Source organism: Winslowiella arboricola, assembly GCF_025527015.1.
GTDB classification, from domain to species: domain Bacteria; phylum Pseudomonadota; class Gammaproteobacteria; order Enterobacterales; family Enterobacteriaceae; genus Erwinia; species Erwinia arboricola.
This window is the reverse complement of the sequence record NZ_JAODIM010000019.1, coordinates 1-298: the sequence shown is the minus strand read 5'-3', so window position 1 is coordinate 298 and position 298 is coordinate 1. Positions and strand designations below refer to the sequence as shown.

Below are 298 nucleotides of genomic sequence, written 5' to 3'. Positions count from 1 at the left end.
AAATTTTCAGCTTAGTTCACCGGATATAAGAATCAGCAGAAACGAAAGATTTTGCGCTGAAGCAAGGCGGCAAGTGAAGGAAAGGAAGGAGCATACTTTGGTATGTGACTGACTTTACGAGCGGAGCCAACGCAGCAGCGGCGTAAAAGATTCGTTTCGAGCACCAAGAATTTGCCTGGCGGCTGTAGCGCGGTGGTCCCACCTGACCCCATGCCGAACTCAGAAGTGAAACGCCGTAGCGCCGATGGTAGTGTGGGGTCTCCCCATGCGAGAGTAGGGAACTGCCAGGCATCAAATT

1 rRNA gene is annotated in these 298 nt (G+C 52.0%); it reads left to right on the top strand.

What is annotated here, in order from left to right:
* Nucleotides 1-174: 174 nt before the first annotated feature.
* Nucleotides 175-290: ribosomal RNA gene (rrf, locus tag N5923_RS00090) — 5S ribosomal RNA — on the top strand.
* Nucleotides 291-298 lie beyond the last annotated feature (8 nt).